The sequence below is a fragment of the Pseudomonas sp. GW821-FHT07F01 genome (genome assembly GCF_059418825.1).
Genome location: NZ_JBWKQO010000001.1, coordinates 1,294,168 through 1,314,215 on the forward strand (window position 1 = coordinate 1,294,168; position 20,048 = coordinate 1,314,215).

12 protein-coding genes are annotated in these 20,048 nt (G+C 65.8%); 1 reads left to right on the forward strand and 11 read right to left on the reverse strand.

The window, feature by feature from the left end; translation table 11 throughout:
• Positions 1-6: 6 nt before the first annotated feature.
• Together AC07R1_RS05740 and AC07R1_RS05745 are read right to left on the reverse strand one after the other, a co-directional pair.
• Entirely contained in the window at positions 7-2,283 is a 2,277-nt protein-coding gene (locus tag AC07R1_RS05740) for an ATP-dependent DNA helicase (protein WP_495110251.1), read from the reverse strand.
• Positions 2,280-3,926: a VRR-NUC domain-containing protein gene (locus AC07R1_RS05745; RefSeq protein ID WP_495110252.1), complete on the reverse strand. Its 1,647-nt coding sequence runs from the start codon at positions 3,924-3,926 to the stop codon at positions 2,280-2,282. Before AC07R1_RS05745 ends, AC07R1_RS05740 begins: the two co-directional genes overlap by 4 nt.
• A gap of 206 nt (positions 3,927-4,132) precedes the next feature.
• Between AC07R1_RS05745 and AC07R1_RS05750 the strand changes: the two genes are divergently transcribed.
• Positions 4,133-4,357: a YgdI/YgdR family lipoprotein gene (locus tag AC07R1_RS05750; RefSeq protein ID WP_011061484.1), complete on the forward strand. Its 225-nt coding sequence runs from the start codon at positions 4,133-4,135 to the stop codon at positions 4,355-4,357.
• A 16-nt stretch (positions 4,358-4,373) separates the two neighbouring features.
• On the opposite strand, the gene AC07R1_RS05755 is transcribed toward AC07R1_RS05750, so the two are convergent.
• The 9 genes from AC07R1_RS05755 to AC07R1_RS05795 all read right to left on the reverse strand — a co-directional run bounded on the left by AC07R1_RS05755 (position 4,374) and on the right by AC07R1_RS05795 (position 20,043).
• The gene (locus tag AC07R1_RS05755) at positions 4,374-4,754 is read right to left on the reverse strand and encodes a hypothetical protein (protein WP_019095821.1); all 381 of its coding nucleotides are present in this window, start codon (positions 4,752-4,754) and stop codon (positions 4,374-4,376) included.
• Positions 4,755-4,914: 160 nt separating this feature from the next.
• On the reverse strand, positions 4,915-6,768 hold the full coding sequence (gene pueA / locus AC07R1_RS05760; RefSeq protein ID WP_495110253.1) for a polyurethane esterase A: 1,854 nt from the start codon (positions 6,766-6,768) through the stop codon (positions 4,915-4,917).
• Between the two features lie 113 nt (positions 6,769-6,881).
• A complete protein-coding gene (locus AC07R1_RS05765; RefSeq protein WP_495110254.1) occupies positions 6,882-9,998 on the reverse strand; it encodes an autotransporter domain-containing protein in 3,117 nt (1,038 codons plus the stop codon).
• A 65-nt stretch (positions 9,999-10,063) separates the two neighbouring features.
• Positions 10,064-13,042, reverse strand: coding sequence for an autotransporter serine peptidase EprS (gene eprS, locus AC07R1_RS05770; protein WP_495110255.1), 2,979 nt, complete (start codon positions 13,040-13,042; stop codon positions 10,064-10,066).
• Between the two features lie 193 nt (positions 13,043-13,235).
• On the reverse strand, positions 13,236-14,921 hold the full coding sequence (gene pueB, locus AC07R1_RS05775) for a polyurethane esterase B (protein WP_072441716.1): 1,686 nt from the start codon (positions 14,919-14,921) through the stop codon (positions 13,236-13,238).
• 49 nt (positions 14,922-14,970) lie between these two features.
• On the reverse strand, positions 14,971-16,320 hold the full coding sequence (locus AC07R1_RS05780) for a TolC family outer membrane protein (RefSeq protein WP_495110256.1): 1,350 nt from the start codon (positions 16,318-16,320) through the stop codon (positions 14,971-14,973).
• A 14-nt stretch (positions 16,321-16,334) separates the two neighbouring features.
• Entirely contained in the window at positions 16,335-17,651 is a 1,317-nt protein-coding gene (locus tag AC07R1_RS05785; protein ID WP_370059505.1) for an HlyD family type I secretion periplasmic adaptor subunit, read from the reverse strand.
• A 14-nt stretch (positions 17,652-17,665) separates the two neighbouring features.
• The gene (locus tag AC07R1_RS05790; protein ID WP_011061492.1) at positions 17,666-19,447 is read right to left on the reverse strand and encodes a type I secretion system permease/ATPase; all 1,782 of its coding nucleotides are present in this window, start codon (positions 19,445-19,447) and stop codon (positions 17,666-17,668) included.
• A gap of 209 nt (positions 19,448-19,656) precedes the next feature.
• Positions 19,657-20,043, reverse strand: coding sequence for an AprI/Inh family metalloprotease inhibitor (locus tag AC07R1_RS05795; protein ID WP_011061493.1), 387 nt, complete (start codon positions 20,041-20,043; stop codon positions 19,657-19,659).
• Positions 20,044-20,048: the final 5 nt, after the last annotated feature.

Genomic DNA, 20,048 nt, shown 5'->3' on the forward strand with positions numbered 1-20,048 from the left:
CCCGGCCTAGCCGCCAGCCGGCGGCGCGTCCAGGGCCCACCAGCTCGGCAGCAGCTGGCGGACCCTGGGTTCGGCAAAGCGATCATCGATCAGCACCAGCACCCCACGGTCGGACTGGCCACGGATCACCCGTCCTGCCGCCTGCACCACTTTCTGCAGGCCCGGGTACAGGTAGGTGTAGTCATAGCCGGAGCCGAACAGCACCGCCATGCGCTGTTTCATCTGCTCGTTCAGCGGGTTGAGCTGGGGCAGGCCGAGAGTGGCGACAAAGGCCCCGATGAGTTTCGACCCCGGCAGGTCGATGCCCTCGCCGAAAGCACCGCCGAGTACGGCGAAACCGATACCCTGCCCCTCTGGGCGAAACTGCTGGAGAAAGTCCTGGCGCGAAGCCTCGTCCATGCCTCGGGACTGGCACCAGAGCACAATGTCCGGGTGCTCGCGCGCCAGTAACCCGGCCACCTGTTGCAGGTAGTCGAAGCTGCTGAAGAACGCCAGGTAGTTGCCCGGGCGCGCCGCGAACTGCCGGGCCATCAGCTCGACAATCGGCGCCAGGGAAGCCTGCCGGTGGGCATAGCGGGTAGAAATGCGGCTGACAATCTGCACCTCCAGCTGCCCGGCGTCGAACGGCGATTCCACATCCAGCCACACGGTGTTGTCCGGCAGCCCCAGCAGGTCAGCGTAGTAACCTCGGGGATTGAGGGTGGCGGAGAACAGCACCGTACTGCGGGCCGCCGCCAACCGTGGCCCCAGCAGCGCCGCCGGTACCACATTGCGCAGGTTCAGGCGCGACAGGCTGCGCTTGGCGCCCAGGGCGCGCTTGCTGATGTCGAAGATGAACTGCTGCTCATCGAACAGCTCCGCCACCCGGGCAAACTGCAGCAGTTCGAAATACAGGCCCTGCAAACCGCTGTCCAGGCCCCGGGGCTGTTCGTTGAAATAGTCCCCCAGGGCCGCTACGCACAGGGCCAGGGCCTTGAGCAGCGCGGCAGGTAGCTGTGCATAGGCCTGATACTCGGCCACCTGCTCCTTGTGCAAGGCATTCCACTCGCGATTGAGCCGCTGCAACGGGCTCTTCAAGGCCTGGGGCGCGCTGCTGCGCACGCTCGCCAATTGCTGCTGGTCCAGGCTCGCGCTGTACATGCCACGCCCGCGCTCCACCAGGTTGTGGGCCTCGTCCACCAGCACCGCCACCTGCCACTGGTTGGCCTGGGCCAGGCCGAAGAGCAAGGCGCTGAAGTCGAAGTAGTAGTTGTAGTCGGCCACCACCAGGTCACTCCAGCGAGCCATTTCCTGGCTCAGGTAGTAGGGGCAGACCTGATGCTCCAGGGCCACCTCGCGCAGCGCCTGACGATCCAGCAATGGCACCTGGCTGGCGGCCTGGCGTGCCGCCGGCAGGCGGTCGTAAAAGCCCTTGGCCAGCGGGCAGGACTCGCCGTGACAGGCCTTGTCCAGGTGTTCGCAGGCCTTGTCCCGGGCCACCAGCTCCAGCACCCGCAACGCCAGCCCCGGCACCCCGGAGAACAGCACCCGGGCGGCATCCAGGGCCAGTTGCCGGCCCGGGGTCTTGGCGGTGAGAAACAGCAGTGTGTCCAGCTGCTGCGCAGCCATGGCCTTGAGCATGGGAAAGATCGTGCCCAGGGTCTTGCCGATGCCGGTGGGGGCCTGGGCCAGCAGGCAGCGCCCGGTGCTCACCGCCTTGTACACCGACTCGGCGAGCGGGCGCTGGCCGCGACGAAACTCGGCGTGGGGAAAGCGCAGGTCGCGGGTGGCCTGGTCCCGGGTCGCGCGATGGTGCATTTGCTGTTGCGCCCAGTGCAGGAACAGCGCGCACTGGCGATTGAAGAACTCTTCCAGCGCCTCGGCGCTGTGCTCTTGCACCAGCGCGGTTTCGCCTTCGCTGAGCACATCGAAATACACCAGCGAGACACGGATGCTCGGCAGTTGCAGGCTCTGGCACAGCAGCCAGCCATAGACCTTGGCCTGGGCCCAGTGCAATTGCCGATGGTTGTCGGGCATGCGCTCAAGGTCGCCACGGTAGGTCTTGATCTCCTCCAGCAGGTTCTGCGCCGGGTCGTAGCCGTCCGCCCTGCCCTTGACCAGCAGCTCGGCGTATCGCCCCTCCAGGGCCACTTCACTCTGGTAGCCGGGGTTGCGTCGCGAAGCCACGGTACGGTGCCCGGCAATGCCCTCCAGCGCCGTGGGCGATGGGGTGAAGCGCAGGTCCAGATCGCCGGCCTTGGCGCTGAATTCGCACAGGGCGCGCACCGCGATGCGATAACTCACGCGCTGGGGTCCTGCCACTGCACGTAGCACACCGCCACCGGCATCCGGTGTTCCTGGCAGAAATCCAGCCAGCGCAGCTGGTTGTCCTGCAAGCGATCCCCCGGGCCCTTGACCTCGATCATCCGGTAGCGCTTCTGCTCGGGCCAGAACTGGATCAGATCCGGCATGCCGGCGCGGTTGGCCTTGATGTCCAGCAGCAGGCGCTGGAACCAGTGTTTCAGGTGCTCGGCGGGCAGGCAGTCGAGGGCCTGGTCGAGCAACTCTTCGCTCAGCGCGCCCCAGAACACGAAGGGCGACTGCAACCCCCACTTGGCCACGAAGCGCTGGCGGATGCTCTGCCGGTAACGGCCATCGTCGAGTTCTGCCAGGCAGGCCTGGAACAGTTCGCTGCGCCGCTGATGGAAGTCTTCGCTGAACAGGTCCACCGGCCCGCGCTGGAACGGGTGGAAAAACGCACCGGGCAAGGGGGCAAAGATCGCCGGCCAGCACAGCAGGCCGAACAGCGAATTGATCAGGCTGTTCTCCACGTAGTGCACCGGCGCCTGGGGCTGGTGCAGATGGGCCTGGACATGCAGTTCCACCGCCAGGCCGTCGGCGTCACGCGCCAGGCACAGGTCCAGGCGCTGCACCTCGCGGTTGGCCGCCCGGGGCGCCGGCGGCCCGCCCAGTTTGCGCCGCAGCCGGGGCATGATCCGCAGCAGATGCTGGGCCTCGGCGGCGCTCTCGGGCGCGGCAGCGGCCTGCTCGGCCAGCGCCAGGGCGGCCTGGTATTCGGCGCTGCGCTCCAGCACCCGGATCAATCGCGATCGCGCGCCCGGGTAGGCGCACTCCTGGTAGATCTGCCGGGCCAGCGCCCACTGCGCCAGGCGCTCGCACTGCTGGCCGAGCTGAAACAGCAGCTTGGCCCGGCGTTTTTCCAGCCAGGGGTTGAGGGTCTGGAAGCGGGCAATGTGCGCCAGCACCTCGGGCAATTCGGCGCCGGCCTCGAATGCTTCCTGGCACTCATGCAGATAGAGGAAGCCGTCCACGTCTTCGCGGCTGCGCAGGCCACGGGCATCGGCACTGATCTCGACCTTCTCGTAGCTGTAGATGCCCAGGTCCGCGAGGACGAATTCCGACCAGTCCTGATACAGGTTGCCAAAGAACATCAGGCGCAGGCGATCGCACAGCGGCATCAGCGTCAGGCTCAGGAGCCGGTCTGGCAGCGCCGGGCACCACTGGGCGAATGCCTGGGGCGCCAGGCCCTGCTGGGTTAGCTCTTGCAGCCACTGGTCTTTCCTGGCCTTGGCCGCAAGCCCGTTGAAGCACTGCAGGATCTCGGCCTTTTGCAGCAGGCCGAACAGCTCTTCCAGACAGAGCGGCGCCTGCTCATCGACCCAGCCCAGCGCCAGCAACGGCTCCAGAGCCACGGCGCTGTCGCCGATCTCCGGGTAGCTGAGCTTGCTCAGGCGAAAGTGCCGGCCCTTGCGCATCACCATGCGCACCAGCAAGGCCTGGGAAGGCTCGGCCAGTTGCGCGAAATCAAGGATGAAGCGCTGTTCATCGGCGCTCAGCACATCGGCATAGCGCAGCTGCAGCCACTTCAATACCTGGCGGAAGTTGTGCAGGTAATAGAGGGGGTTTTCGAGGGGATTGGAAGTCACTGAACGCAAGCGCCACGGCTGATCGGATACTGGTTATGCATACAGATAACAGCCGGCGACCGGGTCTGGCAAACACTATTGGATAAATGGCACAGCGAAGTTTTTTACAATTCCCTGGCGAACTTTCGTCGTCTTCACTACACCAAGGGCCCATGGCTATAGTGTCCGGCGCCAATGCGCGTGCGCATCATTGATGAGAGGTCTGTATGAAAGTGAAGAACCTGGGATTGTTTCTGGCCGCTTGCGGCGCCATGGCCTTGGCCGGTTGCGCCTCGCCCACTGTGGTGACCCTGCAGAACGGCACCCAATACCTGACCCGGGACCAGCCCAAGACCAAGACCGCCGACGGCTTCTATGAATTCCAGGACATTTCCGGCAAGACCATCCGGGTCAAGGCGGACGATGTGGCCACCGTCCGCCAGGAAAAATGATCCGCTGCGGTTGAAGTCAGTGCGACCAGGGAAAGGGCCCCTGCCCTGGCTCGCAGAAAATCCCCAGGGGCTTGCCGCGCCTGGACAATTCGTTACGCACCTGCTGGCAACGCTCGCGCTCCCGGGCCTCGGCGTTGTCGATGCTGATGTTGCCGGTGGTATCCGGCCTCTTGTCGTCCCCCAGACGTACCTGGGCCCAGGGTTGTTCGGGTTGCACATGGAAGCGGCTCGGGGCCGGCTCCTCCTTCACTTCAGGCGCCGGCTGGCCGGCCGGCAACTGGTCCGGGGTCACCCCATAGCGCTTCAAAATCGAGCTGTGAGGCAATTCCTCGGCGGATGCCATGGCCACCCACAGGGCCAGCACCACACCGCTCGCATACCTCTTGCTGTTACTCACCGTCAAAACTCTCCTGTCATTGCCGTAGCGTGAATGCCTGTACTAACGAGCTGACACGTTTCAGCTTTACCGCTATTGGAGTCGCAAATCGACTGGCAGGTCACTTTCCCCCGGCAATGAACGGTGCGAGGCCCATTGCAGGCCTCGCGCCGCGCCGGCATCAGGCGAGAACGATGCCGGAACCGTTGAGGTGCTCCAGGCTGACCCCCACCAGGGTCACCGAGTCCTGGCCGAAGGTCAGCACCGTGTCGTTACCACTGCTGCTGGCATGAGCCCGATAGTCCTGGTCCGGCAGCACGCCGCTCACCCCCATGAACACCAGCTTGTCGCCACCCTGGTAGCCGAGGATGCGGTCCTGGCCGAAATGCCCGGTGAACAGAAAGGTATTGTTGCCGCCTCCGGCTTCCATCAGGTCGTTGCCGGCACCGCCAACGAACACGTCATTGCCCTGGCCGCCGATCAGGTGGTCGTTGCCGTCCAGGCCGAACAGCCAGTCGCCGCCGGCATGGGCCTTGAGCACGTTGTCGCCCGCATCGCCCCTGACCGACGAGGCGTACTGGGTAAGCTGCCCGCCGGCCTTGAGGCCCTGGTCGGTGACCTGGTGGATCACATCGTCCTTGAACAGGCCCCAGAGAAAGCCCGGCTCCTTGCTCTGGATCGCGCCAATGTCGCGGGTCATGCTGATACCGCCATTGGCGTCACGCAGGTACAGGGTCCCGGCGCCGTCGCTGGCAAAGCTGTAGTTCTTGACCGACTGCTGCAGGTCCAGGGTGTTGCTGCCCTGGCCGCCGAGGATGATGTTGTAGCCGCCGCTGTCGCGGAACGTATCGTTGCCGGCCCGGCCTTCCAGGTAGTCGTTGCCGCTGCCGCCCTGGATCAGGTCGTTGCCGTCGCTGCCGATGATGAAGGTGCTGCCCTTGTGGGTCTCGGCATTGCGGTTGAGGTCCTGGACCCAGGTACTGGCCCGGGCCGGGTCCGACAGGTTGGCTACCACGATGGTGGAGTCCTTGCTGGTGAAGTCGTAGAACTTCGACTCCAGCACCCGGGACAGGCCGTCGCCGTAGCCGGTGGGCAGGTGGGAGAGCCAGGTGGGAATGTTGAGGATCGAGAACGGCAGCACATTCCACTGGGTCGAGGCGTAATGGTCGTTGAAGTTGACGATGTTGTTGGTCGCCGAGTCCTGGTGGGCGTCATGCACCCCGAGGGACGACAGGTTGAAGGTTGAGCCGTCCAGGGCGCGGAACACCGGGTCGTTCTCGTAGCCGATGTTCAGCACCTTGTCGCTGGCGCTCTGGGTCGGCGAGGCGTAGGCGATGTAGTTGGAGTCCTTGTAGAACCCCGACCAGCGTTCGCTGCTCAGGTCCGCCAGGCTGTTGACCCCCAGCCCGCCCAGGCTGTGGCCGCTGACCAGGACATCCTTGCCCGACAGGCCATTGGCCTGGGCGAAGGCGGCGACATCTCCCAGCAACTTGCCGAACGCCTCGCCGGCATAGTTCTTCGCATAGTCCTTGGGGCCCAGGGCCGCCAGCAGGTCGTTGATCACATCACCGATGGTGTCACTGATCACCGATTCCCGTGGCCCGCTGGTGCCGCGAAAGGCAATGCCGATGGACTCCAGGTGGCCCTGGGCATCGTACTTGCCGAGGATTTCCACCTGGGCCGTGCCGTAGCCGGCCTTCTCGCCAAAGAAGGTTCCCCGGCCATCGACCTTGCCGTCGTAGCCCAGTTGCTGGGCGCTGATGGTGGACCAGCCGGCCTGGTGCAGGGCATCCAGCGCGGCCTTCTCGGAGTCGGGGTTCCAGGGAATGCCGGGGATTACCCCCTGGGAATTGCCGCTGCCGATCAGCGCCGTGACCAGGGTCGCCGGCAGGCCCAGGCCGAAGCCGTTGTGCTGGTAGCCCTCGGCAAAGCCGTTGTCGATGTTGTGGTAGGAGTACAGGGTGATCGCCAGCGCATCGGAAAACAGCGCCTTGGAGTCACTTGCAGTGAAGTTCTTGTAGTCAAACACACCCATGGTATTGCCTCTTCTGTTGTTGGAATTGTCAGAGCAAACGCATGCCGCCCAAGCCCCATGGCGGGACTCGGGCAACTCGGTGAAGGGCCGGGGGACTGCTGGCTACCCGGCCTTCAGAACTGCCAGTCCAGGGTCAAGCCGACCCCGTGACTCTTGTCCCGGGGCCCCAGCAACCCGTTGTAATCCAGGTTGACCCGAGTCCCTCGGCCCACGGCCATGCCGGCCCGGGCGCCAATGACCGCGGCGTCGCGATCCAGGGACAGGCTCTGCACCTTGAAGCCCTGCCCGCCCTCGACGAACCCCAGGTTCATCGTGGCGTCGGTGGGGCTCAGGTGGTGCTGCCAACCCAGGGTAGCCGACAGCTCCAGGCTTCGGGTCGAGCTCAGTTGCAGGCGTTGGCCAGCGCGCAGGCCCAGGGTCGTGAGCCAGGCCTCGCGGTGGTCAGCCGCGCCCCTCAAGGCCGCGTCGCCGCCCTTCTCCTTGAAGCTGTCGCTGGCCACATTGACATAAGCCAGGTTAGCGAAGGGTTCAAGCGCCAGGGGTTGCAGGTCCAGGCTCCAGGCGGCCTCGGTAAACAGCTGGGCGCTCTGGGCGTCACGCTTGGTCTTGAGCCGCTCGGATTCCCCGGCAAACTGCAACTCGCGCTTGACGTCGATGCGGTGCCAGCTGTAGGAACCGCCCACACTCAGGCGCACGGCATCCAGTTGCTGGCCGACATAGGCCCCCAGGTGGTAGCTGTCGACCCTGGCCGAGGAATGGGTACCGTCGCCCATGTTCAGGGAACTGTCGCTGTAGCCACCGAACAGCCCCAGGCGCCGGCCCTCGCCCACTTCACCATCCACCCCGGCCAGCAAGCCGCCGATGGAGGTGTTGTAGCCGGCCTGGGAATGCCCGCCATCGGCCTTGCCCCAGGCGCCCAGGACCTTGAACCAGGCGCCTTCATCAAGGCTCTGGGTGCCGTTGCCGGCAGCCCCGGCGTCCTGGCGCAGGCGCTCGCCCATGGTGTCGCGCAGGTGACGGCCCTGGTTGATCAGGACACTGGCCACCGCCGGGTGGATCTCCCCGGACAATTGCTGGAAGGCCTGCTGGGCACTGGCGGCAGTCGGCGCCAGCAGCAGGCTTTCGAACAGCGGGCTGCCGGCCCCCAGTTGCTCGGCGGCAGCCGCCACCGACACCTGGTTGTCGGTCAGGCCGACACTGGCGAACGAGCGCGCACTGCGCTGCACCGCCAACTGCACACCAGTGGCCGAGTAGTCCAGGCTGCCGGCAAGAAACAGGTAGCTGGGCAACACCGTGCCGAAGCTGCCCTGGACCCCGCCCGCCGCATCGAGGATGTCGAACTGGCGCCCCAGCACGCTGCCGCTGCCAGTGCTCGAAGGCTCCAGGACCATGGCCAGGTTGGCCCCGGCAATGGTCACTTGGCCGCTGCTGACGATCCGGTCGCTGGCGGTCGGCGACACCTCCACGGCGTAGGTCGAGCCCGGCCGGAAGGTCACGTCGCCGGCCACGTTCAGGGTGCCAATGGAGTTGCCCGGGGCCACCGTGGCCCCGGCGTTGGCCGTCAGCCCGCCGATCCGGCCATTGCCGCCGAGGGTTGCGCCCTGGTTCACCGTCACCGCCGACGTCAGGCTGCCGTTGACCGCCAGGCGGCCCTGGTTGACCAGGGTCGGGCCGGCGTAGCTGTTGTTGCCGCTGAGCACCAGGGTGCCGATGCCCTCCTTGGTCAGGCCGCCATGGCCGCTGATGTCGTTGCTCCAGATGTCGAAGCCGCAGTTGAACTGGGTACAGCGCCGCTGGGTGGGCTTGCCGGCGTCCAGCAGCGCTCCCACCCCCGGCAGGTTGGCTACCCACTGGGACGAGCCATAGGCGCCATCGATCCGCAGTTCCTGGGGGATGTCCTGCTCGGTGACCAGCATGCCCGGGCCGCGAATGCCCTTTTGCAGGTCGATCATGCCCCAGCCATACAGCTCGTCGATGCCCGGGGCGCCCATGTCCCGGGCGGTGGTGCGCAGCACCCCGGCGATCTGCGCCGCATCCATATAGGGAAAGCGCTCCATCAGTACCGCTGCCGCACCGGCGGCATGGGGCGCGGCCATCGAGGTGCCGTTCTTGTTGGCGTAGCCAACCGTCATGTCTTCCAGGCTGGTGCCGCCGATCACGGCGCTGTAGATCCGTGTACCCGGGGCCGAGACACAGAAGCTCGCGGTGTAGCCGCAGCGTGAGGAAAAGGTACTGATGGTGTAAGGCTCTGCGCTGCTGGTGTCCGGGTTCTGCTGCAAGGCCGCCACTGTCAGCCACTGCGGGGCGATCTCCGGGACGAAATAGCCCAGCCCGGCGATGGCGTCCGGGTTGTTCAGGTTGTAGTCGTTGCCGGCGGCGAAGATGGTCAGCACGCCACTGCGGGCCGCATTGATGGCACCGTCATAGGCACCGCCTTGCAAGGTGCCGAGCAAGGGCCGGATCTGGCTGAACTGGGCCTGGGCGTCACTCAGGCCGAAGTGCGGGAACGCCGGATCGCGCCCGCCCTTGGCGAATGCGTCGGTGATGCCGATGCCCCAGCTGTTGTTGATGATCCGCGCGCCACTGGCTACCAGGCCGTCCCAGCCGGCCTTGTACACCGCCCCATCGTTGCCCAGGATGATGCCGTCCTCGGGGCCGGGGTCGCCGTTCTCGGCACTGATGATCTGGGCGTCGAAGGCCACCCCATGCATGGCGCCGCCATCGCGGCTGCCGGCGGCGATACCGCCCACGTGAGTGCCGTGGGAACCGAGCTTGCCGTCCGAGCCCACCGAGGGCGTGCCGTCATAACGGAAGGCGTCTCCAGCCTTTACCGGAATGTAGGGATCGGTGTACTGGCGGATGCCGCTGGTCACCAGGGTGATGACCTTGTCGCTGCCGGCGAACTCGGGGTGCTGGGCATACACCGGCTGGTCGAAGATCCCCAGCTTGATGCCCTGGCCGGTGTAGCCGGCAGCATAGGCACTGTCGGCATGTATCGCCCCCAGGCCCCAGTCGGCCTTGAATTCGGCGCTGCGCCAACTGGCGGCGTCGCCAAGCTTGCCGGTTTCCACATAGGGCGCCGCCTGGGCACCAGTGGCCAGGGCCAGGCAACCGGCCAGGGCGCTGGCCAGCGGGCTGTACGCCCAGGGTAGCTGCCGGCAGCGAGGCCATCCGGAGCGGGTATTGCGAAGATGCGGTTGTCCAGGTTGAAACTGCTTCACTACGACCATCCTTAGTTGTATGGGCAATCGACCGGCGCGACGACGCTCTGCGCCGGGGTATGGCGACCGGCGCTTCAGAAGCGCCAGTCGAGGTTCAGCCCCACGTTGTGGAACTGTTCGGCATTGCCCAGCTGGCCCTGGTAATCCAGGCTCAGGTCCAGCTGGGCGGTGACTCCAAGGCGCGCCTGAAGCCCCAGCAGCGCCGCATCCCGGGACGCGCTTGCGCTGTCCACGGCAAAGCTCGGGCCGCCGCTGGCGAATGCCAGGTGCTGGCTGGAAGTGTCATGCCCCAGGCGGTGCTGCCAGGCCAGGCTGCTGGACAGCTCCAGGGGCTGGCCGCGGCTCAGGCTGAGCCGCTTCAGGCCCCGGGCCCCCAGGCTGCCCAGCAGGGCCTCGGCGCTGTCGTCCCCGGCGCGCAGGGCCGCGGCGTCGCCCTTCTCGTGGAAGGCCTCACGCTGCAGGTGCAGGTAGGCCAGGTTGGCGAAGGGCTCCAACGTCAGGGCCGGTAGCTGCAGCCGATACGCCGCCTCGCTGAACAGCTGGCTGCTGCGGCCGTCGATCCGGGCCTTCTGCTTGGCGCTGGCTTCGGCGTATTGCAGGTCGCGGCGCACCTGGGCGCTATGCCAGCTGTGGCTGGCCCCCAGGCTCAGGCGCAGGTCGCCCAGGTCGCGCCCGGCATAGGCGCCCAGGTGGTAGCTGTCGATCTGCGCGCTGGAGTGGCTGGCGCCGCCCATGCGCAGCGAGGTGTCGCTGTAGCCGGCGGCCAGGCCGACCCGCGTGTCCGCGTCCAGGTCGCGGTCCAGCCCCAGCAGCACCCCACCGCCCTTGCTCTGGTAGGAACTGTGGCCCGAGTCGCCGTCAGTGCGCGCCTGCCCACCCAGGCCCTTGATCCAGAAACTCGCCTCGCCCTCCCCGGCATTTGGCCCCGGGCGCTGCAAGCGCTGGCCAAAGGCCTCGCGCAGGTCGCGGCCCTGATTGAGCAGGGTCTGCTCCAGGGCCGGGTAGATCTCCCCGGACAACTGTTGCAACGCCCCTTGAGCCGAAGCCGGCGAGGCCGACAGCAGCAGGCTTTCGTAGACCGGGTCGGCCGTGCCCAACTGCTCCACCGCCGTGGCCACCGCGCGCTGGTTGGGGCTGGCGGCGACGCTGGCAAAGGTCGCGGCGCTGCGCACCAGGCCCAGTTGCACGCCGCTGGCGGAGTAATCGACCACCGCGCCGAGAAACAGGTAGTTGGGTTGCACCAGGGCGAACTGGCCATCGATACCGCCCGCGGCCTGCAAGATGTCGAACTGGCGCCCGACCAGCCCCCGGACCTGCCCGGCGCTGAGCAGGTTGGCGTTGTGTTCCAGGCTCAGGCTGAGCTGGGCGCCCTCCAGATGCGCCCGGCCGCCGGCGACGATACGGTCGCTGGCGGTCGGCGACAGCTCCACGGCGTAGGTCGAACCTGGCTGGAAACTCACATCGCCGGCCACATTCAGGGTGCCGATGGAGTTACCCGGGGCCACGCGCGCGCCGCGGGTCGCGGTCAGCGCCGCGACCTGCCCGCTGCCACCCAGGCTCGCGCCACTGTTGACCGTGACCGCGGATGCCAGGCTGCCATTGACCACCAGCAGCCCGCCATCGACCGTGGTCGGCCCGCGATAGCTGCTGTCACCGCTGAGCAACAGCCAGCCGGCCCCGGACTTGACCAGGCTGCCCTGGTACAGGCGCTGCGCGGCCGCCGCATCCCGGGCCATGCCGACCGCGTAGTCGGTCAGTTCCTGCTGGCTGGCCTGGGCCCCCGGGCCCTGCTCCCAGCCACGATCCTTGAGGGTCTGTTGCCAGGCCTGGTGCTCGGCGGCATCCTCCGCCTGGCGCTGGGCCAGGGCCTGGTCGGAGATGCCGTTGCTCCACACATCGCCCTGCCCGGCCTCCAGGTTGACCTTGAATTCCCCCAGCAACTGTCCGGGCCCGTGCAATGCCCGGCCCAGGTCCGGCACGCCCCAGCCCACCAGGCTGCCAGGGGCCTGGGTCAGCGAGCCATCGAGCTGGCGGGCGGTGGTCAGCAGCACCTGCAGGGCCTGCTGGTTGTCCAGATAGGGGTAGCGCTCCATCACCAGGGCCAGGGCCCCGGTGGCATGGGGCGCGGCCATCGAAGTGCCGTTGTAGGTGGCGTAGCCGCCCCCGGGCACAGTGCTGGTGATGGCCGCGCCGGGCGTGGCCAGGCACCAGTACTTGGCGATCCCGCACTGGTTGTATTTCTGCTGGTTGTTCTTGTCCAGGCCCGAGACCGCCAGCCAGTGCCCTTCCAGCTCCGGCTGAAAATACGGCAGTGCCGATCGCACGCTGGCATTGGCATAGCCGCTGTTGCCGGCGCTGAAGACGTTGATCACCCCCTGGCGCGAGACCTGCGCCGCCGCGTCGAGCCAGGTGTCCTGGCCGAAGTGCTGGGCATAGGCGGCGTGCAGGCCCTGGAGGGTCTGGTAGCTGACGTCCTTGGGCTGGCTGCCCCAGCTGTTGTTGATGACCCGCACCCCGGCGTCGGCCAGGGCACCGTACACCGCCTGGAAATAGCGCGGGTCGGGGCCCGGGCCGAAGAGCATGCTGTCGTTGCCGTTGGTGTTGCCGACGTAGACCTGGGCATTGAAGGCCACCCCGTGCATGCCGTTGCCGTCGCGGGCGGCGCCCATGGTGCCGGTGACGTGAGTGCCGTGGGTGTCGTTGTTGGCGTTGAGCACCCCGGACACCTGGAACCCGCTGCCGTCCTGGTAGCTGCCGCTGGCGATCACCGGGTGAAAGCGCAGGGACGAGGCTTCGGCATGGGCCGCATCGAAGCCCGAATCCAGGGCACCGATCTTGACCCCGCTACCGGTAAGGCCGGCGGCGTAGGCCTGGTTCGCCTGCATCCGGTCCAGGCCCCAGTCCTGCAGGTATTCGGCGGAGCGCCAGCTGGCGGCATCACCGGGGCGACCGGTTTCCTGGTAGGCCGCCTGGGCCCCACCGGGCAGGTTCGCGGCAAACGCCAGGAACACCCCGGCCGCCAGCACATTGAGCTGATGAACATTCACATCCATGTTGATGACTTCTCTTGTTGTTGTTCTGGGATCGACTTTCCGTAACCGATCAGCAACCACGGCTTACTTCATGGGACTGGCTCCTTGAGGGTTCGCGCCCTACGCCCAGGGGCGCCTGCTGCGGGCAAAGCTGTCGCCGCCGCAGCCCTTTTCAGGGGGCTGCGGGGCCTCTAGCGCTGGATATCGGTGAGGGTCAGGCGAAGACCAGGCCCGAGCCCGAAAGGCTGTCCATGCCGACCCCCACCAGGGTCACCGAGAACTCGCCGACACTGAGCAGGGTGTCGTTGCCGTTCTGCGACAAATGCTGGCTGTAGTCGTAATGGGCGTCGACCCCGGGCACGCCCATGAACACCAGCTTGTCGGTGTTCTGGTAGCCGTGGATCAGGTCGAAGCCGAAGTTGCCGCTGAACAGGAAGGTATTGCCCCCGCCACCGCTGGAGTGCATGACGTCGTTGCCGGTGCCGCCGACGAAGGTCACGTTGGCCTTGTCGCTGCTCAGCAGGTCATCACCGCCATGGCCGAACAGCCAGTCGCCATCGACGCTGGCTACCAGCGCATTGCCGTAGGCATCGCCGTTGAGGGAATGGTTGTAGGCGGTCCACTGGTTGCCGTTCTGCAAGCCGTCGGCGGTGACGCTGTGGCTCACGTCCTTGCCGAACAGTTGCCACCAGCTTCCGGTCTCGTGGCTGACCAGGGCGCCGACGTCCCGGGTCATGCTGATGCCGCCGTAGGCATCACGGATATACAGGGTGCCGTCGCCGTCATTGGCGATGGAAAAGTTCTTCAGCGGCTGCTGCAGTTCCAGCACGTTATGGCCCTGCCCGCCATGGATGATGTTGTAACCGCCGTCATCGCGAAAGCGATCATCGCCGGCCCCGCCATCCAGGTAGTCGTTGCCCTTGCCGCCGTGCAGCAGGTCGTTGCTCTGGGTGCCGATGATGAAGGTGCTGCCGGTGTGTTTTTCCGCGTACAGGTTGAGGTCCTTGACCCAGACCTGATCGCGCTTGCCCTCGGACAAGTTGGAAATAACCACGGTGGAGTCACGGCTGGTCAGGTCATAGAAATCCGAGTTGATCAGGCGGTTGAGGCCGCCGGCGTAGTCCACCGCGCTGTGGGCCGACCAGGACTGCGGATTGAGGATGCTCTGGGGAATCAACTTGCCCAGGAACGATGAATAGTGATCGGTGAAGCTGACGATGTTGTTGGTCGCCGACTCCTGGGGCTTGTCGTGGGTGCCCAGGGACGAGGCGTTGAAATGAGTGCCGTCCAGGGCGCGGAACACCGGGTCGTTTTCATAGCCGATGTTCAGCACCTGCGAGCTGTTGGCGCTCTGGGTCGGCGAGGCGAAGGCCACGTAGCTGGCGTCCTGGTAGAAGCCGCCCCAGTGATCGCTGCTCATGGCCGCCAGGCTGTTGACCCCAAGGCCGCCCAGGCTGTGGCCGGTGACCAGCACATCGCTGCCGCTCAGGCCCTGGGCCGCAGCGAAGGCCGCGACCTTGCCCAGCAGGTTGTCGAAGGCCAGGCGGCTGTAGTTGTCGGCAAAGCCGGAAACGAAGGCCGCCTGCAGGTCGTTGATACCGTCCTTGAGGCTGTCGGTGCCGCGAAAGCTGATGCCGATGGACAGCAGTTGCCCGGCCGCGTCGTATTTGCCCAGCACCTCGACCTGGGCGTCGCTGACAATCGCCTGCTCGCCGGAAATCGTGCCCTGGGCGCTGATGTTGCCCTGGTAGCCCAGCTGGCTGGCGCTGATGGGGCGCCAGGCGGTGCCAGGCAGCGCCTCGCCGGTGGGTGTGGAGGCGTACAGCGCCAGAGTGATGGCTTCGCTGTAGAGGGCCTTGCCGTCACCGCCAAGGGCGGTCTTGTAATCGAAGATACTCATGCTCGTTCCTCTTTTTTATTGTCCCTGAGCCTGCGGTCGGCAAGGCCTCCTAAGGCTGCCCGCGCTGGCCGAAAGCCTCGTCGACCCTGGCCAGATCCTCTTCCCGCAGAGTGCCTGCGTAGTAGTGCAGCTTGGTCCAGGCCATCAAGTAGTCATAGCGCGCCTGGGCCAGGTCGCGGCGGGTGGTGTAGAGCTGCTGTTCGGCGTTCAGTGCATCGAGGTTGACCCGTTCGCCCCCCAGGATGCTCTGCTTGGTCGAGACCACCAGGGCCTCGGCCGAAGTCAGGGCTTTCTGGTAGGCCCGCAACTTGCTCACCCCCGATAGACAGGCACTGAATTGGCGGCGGAGTTCAATCAGGGTTTCCCGGGTCTTGCCGTCCAGTTCGTACTCGGCCTGTTCCATGGAGCGGCTGGCCTGGCGGGTCGAGGCCGAGACCCCGCCCCCGGCATACAACGGCACGCTGACTTCGATACCGATGGTGTTGGTGTCGTAGCGCTGGTTGTAGGTGTTGCCGCTTTCCGATTCGTTCTGGCGCAGGGTGGCGTAGGCGCTGAGCTTGGGCAGGTGCCCGGCGCGGTTGCGTTCCACCTCGTAGCGCGCGACCTCGACCCGCTGGCGCTGGGAAGCCAGCACCGGGTTGTTGCTCAGGGCCATCTCGTGCCAGGTATCGTAGTTGGCCGGGGTCAGGGAGAAGGACTGGAAGTCTTCCTGCAAGGGGTCCAGATCCCGCACATCGAGGTTCGGCTCGCCGGTCAGGGCCGCCAGCTCGCGCAAGGCCGCGTCCTGCTCGTCCCGGGCTTCGATCTCTTCGGCGGTGGCCAATTCGTAGCGCGACTCGGCTTCGAGGATGTCGGTGCGGGTGCCCTCGCCCTGCTGGAACATGTGCCGGTTCTGCTGGAACTGCTGCTCGAAGGCCTTTTTCTTGGCCAGGGCGATGTCGATCTGGTCCTGGGCGAACAGCGCCTTGGTGTAGTAGCTCAGCACCCGCACCAGCAACTCCTGGCTCTTGCCGCGAAAGTTCTCGTCGGCAAACAGCGCCTGGGCCACGCCCTTGCGGTAATTGGCGTAGGCCTCGTAGTCGATCAGCGGCTGCTGCAGGGTCAGGGAAGAACCGTAGCTGTCGTAGTTGCGTTTTTCGGTAATGGTGCCGCGCACCGTATCCAGGTAGCTGACCTTGGAGTTGTTATGGCCCTTGTTGTAGCTGTAGCCGACCTTGGGCAGCAGCCCGGCACGGCCGATGGCGCGGTTTTCAAGGCCGGCGTCGCGTTCCTTGATGGCGCCGAGGAACACCGGATCGTTGCGCAGGGCCTGTTCGTAGATCTGGAACGGGCCCACCGCCTGGGCCGTCTGGCAGGCCAACAGCGCCAGAGCCGCCGCGAGAATGGAAAGCTTACTCATACGACGCGACATCCTTATTCTTCGGTCAGTGCAGAACCTGCCCGGTCGAGCAGTGGCTTGAACAGGTAATTGAGCAGGGAACGCTCGCCAGTGCGCACGAACATTTCCGCCGGCATGCCGGGCTTGATCACCAGGCCGTTGAGCTTCTCCATGGCCTGGTCGCTGACACTGCTGCGCAGCACGTAGTAGGGCATGCCGGTTTTCTCGTCGAGCATCTGGTCGGCGGAAATCAGGCTGACTTCGCCCGGCACCCGTGGCGTGCGGCTCTGGTTGAAGGCGGTGAACAGGATGTCCACCGGCAAGTGGGTGCCGACCTTGTCCACCAGGTTCACCGGCAGCCGCCCTTCCACCTCCAAGTGAGTGCCCTGGGGCACGATTTCCAGCAGGGTCTCGCCCTGGCGCACCACCGCGCCCTCGGTGTGCACCCCGAGGTTGACCGCGATGCCGTCGGCGGTGGCGATGATCTCGCTGTGCTGCAGGTCGAAACCGGCAGAGGTCAGTTGCTGCTCCAGGGTCTGGGTCTTGAGCTGGGCTTCGGCCAACTGGCTGCGCACCTCTTTCTGGTACTCCTCGCTGTGCTGTTGCAGCTTGAGCCGGGATTCGAGGATGCCCTGCTCCACTCGCCCGCTTTCCCCGGTGTTCTGCGCCAGTTCCTGCTGCACCTGGGACAGTTGGCGCTGATATTCCAGCAGGCGATTGCGCGGGATGTAGCCGTTGTCCGCCAAAGGTTGCAGGTTGCTCAGTTGCTGGCGCAGGGATTCGGCCTGGCTACCGAGGTCGGTGCGGGCCCGGCGCATGCCGGCCAGTTGCGCGGTGGCGCCTTCGATATTGGCACGGATGCCCGCCTGCTCCCGGGAGAATGCCTCGCGCCGGCTGCTGAACAACTGGCGCTGGCCCTCCAGCACCAGGGCCAGGCGCGGATCGTCGCTGTCGCTCAGGGGCGCGGGGAAATCCACCTGCTTGAGGTTGTCGCGCTCGCTGCGCCAGCGCGCCAGGCTGGCCATGGCCATGCGGTACTGGGCTTGCAGCGATTGCACGTCCGCCGCCACCTGGGTCTGGTCCAGGCGAAACAGCGGCTGGCCCTGCTTCACGCTTTCGCCCTCGCGCACCAGGATCCGGCTGACCACCCCGCTGCTCATGGACTGCACCGCCTTGCGCTTGCCGGACACCACCACCGTGCCTTGCACCGGAATGCCCTGGTCCAGGGGCGCCAGCGCCGCCCAGACGAAGAAACTGCCCGCCCCCACCAGGGCCAGGATCCAGCCCATGCGGGCGAAAAAGCCCGCGTCACGCTCGACCCGTTCCGGCGCGTAACCCTCTTCGATCATCATGTTGCTGTCCTTGCTCATGCGCCTGAATTCCGTGTCGGAGCCTGGTATTGCCGGCTCATGCTGAGGCCGCCGGGCGCCGCTGCAACGGGCTTGGGCGCCTCCTGGGCCTGGGCTTGCTGGCCGCCGGCCAGGGCCTTGAGCACTTCCTGGCTCGGGCCGAAGGCCTGCAAGCGGCCTTCGTTGAGTACCAGCAGTTTGTCGGCCAGGGCCAGCACCGAGGAACGGTGGGTCACCAGCACCACGCTGGTGCCCCGGGCCTTGAGCTGGGCAATGGCCGCCGCCAGGGCACTTTCGCCCACGGTATCGAGGTTGGAATTGGGTTCGTCCAGCACCACCAGGCTCGGGCTGCCATACAGCGCCCGGGCCAGGGCCACCCGCTGCTTCTGGCCACCGGACAGGCCGCTGCCGTCATCGCCGAGCACGGTGTCGTAGCCCTGGGGCAGGCGCAGGATCAGCTCATGCACCCCGGCCATCTGCGCGGCCTGGACCACCTGCTCCGGGTCGGCCTGGCGAAAGCGTGCGATGTTCTCGGCGATGCTGCCGGTAAACAGCTCGATATCCTGGGGCAGATAGCCGATGTAGGGCCCCAGTTCGTCGCGGTTCCAGCGATGGATATCGGCCCCGTCCAGGCGCACGGTGCCGCCCAGGGTCGGCCATACGCCCACCAGTACCCGGGCCAGGGTCGACTTGCCGGAACCGGAAGCCCCCAGCACGCCAAGCACTTCGCCGGCATTGATGCTGAAGTTCACCTGTTGCAGGGTCGCCATCCGCCGTCCGGGTGGGCCGGCGCTGACCTGCTCGAAGCTCACCTGGCCCTTGGGCGCCGGCAAGGACATCGCCGTATCACTGGGCGGGAACTCGCGCAGCAGTGCATCCAGGCGGCCGTAGGCCAGCTTGGCCGAACTCCATTGCTTCCACACCGCGATCAACTGGTCGATGGGGCTCAGCACCCGGCCCATGAGGATCGAACCGGCAATCATCATCCCGGCGGTCATGTCGCCCTTGATCACCAGCAAGGCACCCAGGCCCAGCACCAGGGATTGCAGGCACAGGCGCAAGGTCTTGCTCAGGGAGCTGATCACCGAGCCGGTATCGCTGGCCTGGTTCTGCAGGCCGAGGAAGCGCGAGTGCACGGCGAACCAGCGTTTGCGCAAGGCGCCGAGCATGCCCATGGCCTGGATGGTTTCGGCGTTGTGCAGGTGGCTGGTGGCCAGCTGGGTGGAACGCTGCGAAAAACCGCTGGCCTCGGCCAGGTCCTTCTTGGTCATCGCTTCGTTGAGGTACGCCAGGGCAATCAGCAACAACGCGCCTACAGTGGCGAACACTCCGAGCCAGACGTTGAAGGCGTAGATCACCAGCAGGTAGATGGGGAACCAGGGTGCATCGAAGAAGGCGAACAGTGCCGGCCCGGTGAGGAACTGGCGAATATGGGTCAAATCCCCCAGGGACTGCCCCGCATGGCCCTCGCCCCGGGACAGGTTGCGCTCGAACGCGGCCTGGTAGACCCGCAGGTTGAAGCGGCGCTCCAGCTGGCTGCCGATGCGGATCACGATAAAGCTGCGCAGCACTTCCAGAAGACCGATAAAGACGAAGAAGCCCACCACCATCAATGACAGCATCACCAGGGTGGTTTCATTCTGCGACGACAGTACCCGGTCGTAGACCTGCAACATATAGATGGAAGGCACCAGCATCAGCACGTTAATCAACGCAGTGAAACAACCGACACTGATGAGGATGCCCTTATATTCGCCCAGTGCCTTGAACAGTGGTGCAGGATGATTGTTCTTCACCATTTCTAACATTTTCCCTGAGCTGTTAATCCGCGCCCGCTAGCGTGGAACCAATGTAGCCTACAACTAACAACCCGCACTACTTAGTTGCTGAATCCTGCGGACACGAATAATTCGGACAGCTGTATCCAACAGCAGCCCGAACATGTTCCTGCCGGCCAAGAGAGTGGCGATATAATGGCAGTCGTTTATTAGACGAACACACTCATCGCTTAATTAGCGGCGCGTTGTAACACAATCAGACCGTCGGCTTTCAGGCGGGCTTCGTAGAGGCCCTCTTTCTGGCGACTGAAGAAAATGATTTTCGAGCCTTCGCGGCCGGTAATGGCAATGCCATCGGGCTCCGGGAACCAGCCCACCGCGGCTTCCCCGAGCCATTTCGACAGGCAGTCGGCGCCGTCGCCCAGGGCGGCGTTGTGCAACAGGTCCAGGGTGCAACCTTCAGCGGGTGCGGCTGCCTGTTGCAGCTGCCAGTGTCCAACCAGTTCCGAGGGGTCCGCCAAGCGCAGGCTGCTTGCCATGGTGATTGCTCCATAAAAGATCATCAGTGTCGCCAGCAGCCATCGGGCCGCCCGGCAACAGGAAATATGCAGGGTCATAGGGT

Coding starts and splice junctions, on each gene's coding strand:
- AC07R1_RS05750 (WP_011061484.1), top strand. CDS start 4,133: ATGAAAGTGAAGAACCTGGGATTGTTTCTGGCCGCTTGCGGCGCCATG.
- pueA (WP_495110253.1), bottom strand. CDS start 6,768: ATGGGTGTGTTTGACTACAAGAACTTCACTGCAAGTGACTCCAAGGCG.
- AC07R1_RS05765 (WP_495110254.1), bottom strand. CDS start 9,998: ATGGTCGTAGTGAAGCAGTTTCAACCTGGACAACCGCATCTTCGCAAT.
- eprS (WP_495110255.1), bottom strand. CDS start 13,042: ATGGATGTGAATGTTCATCAGCTCAATGTGCTGGCGGCCGGGGTGTTC.
- pueB (WP_072441716.1), bottom strand. CDS start 14,921: ATGAGTATCTTCGATTACAAGACCGCCCTTGGCGGTGACGGCAAGGCC.
- AC07R1_RS05780 (WP_495110256.1), bottom strand. CDS start 16,320: ATGAGTAAGCTTTCCATTCTCGCGGCGGCTCTGGCGCTGTTGGCCTGC.
- AC07R1_RS05785 (WP_370059505.1), bottom strand. CDS start 17,651: ATGATGATCGAAGAGGGTTACGCGCCGGAACGGGTCGAGCGTGACGCG.
- AC07R1_RS05790 (WP_011061492.1), bottom strand. CDS start 19,447: ATGGTGAAGAACAATCATCCTGCACCACTGTTCAAGGCACTGGGCGAA.
- AC07R1_RS05795 (WP_011061493.1), bottom strand. CDS start 20,043: ATGACCCTGCATATTTCCTGTTGCCGGGCGGCCCGATGGCTGCTGGCG.